The 469-nt window shown below is 58.4% G+C and carries 1 protein-coding gene; it reads right to left on the minus strand.

Annotated features, from left to right (window positions below; all coding sequences use genetic code 11):
- A partial coding sequence (locus tag ACM6IN_RS20450; protein WP_414916615.1) for a hypothetical protein occupies positions 1-301 on the minus strand: 301 nt, incomplete at its 3' end.
- Positions 302-469 lie beyond the last annotated feature (168 nt).

Raw genomic sequence — 469 nt, forward strand, 5'->3', positions numbered from 1 at the left:
AAAACTTGCCATCGACCATGTGCTGGGGAGGCACGAACATGCGCAGTTGCGTCTTGACTTCGTCCTTGTTGACGATTTCCAACCAGACGTTCTGCCCGGTGCCCCAAAAGATCGTCAGCCTGTCGCCTTCCGCCATGTTGCCCCATGGCCCCGCCTGGCACAGCAGGCCATGAAGCGGAAAGTTGCCCAGCGCCGCAGCGATGTTGATGCCCCAGACATCGGGATCCGTCGACACCGGGTCTTTGCTGCGACCGGGGATGCCGAGTTCCTCAAGGATCATAGGTTCGATGGGGTTGGACATGGCGAGGACTCCGTGGGGGAAGTGACGGAGTGATTGAACGGCGAAACGGCAGATTGCACACCTGTCAGATCTGACAGGTATGCAAGGGTATTCGACGAGCGGTTGTTTGTATCTCTTGCTCGATCGATGGGGAGTCTTTGAAGACGCCTTCGTCGGATCGCAGCCCGG

It is taken from the genome of Pseudomonas sp. IT-P395 (assembly GCF_949767675.1).
GTDB lineage: Bacteria > Pseudomonadota > Gammaproteobacteria > Pseudomonadales > Pseudomonadaceae > Aquipseudomonas.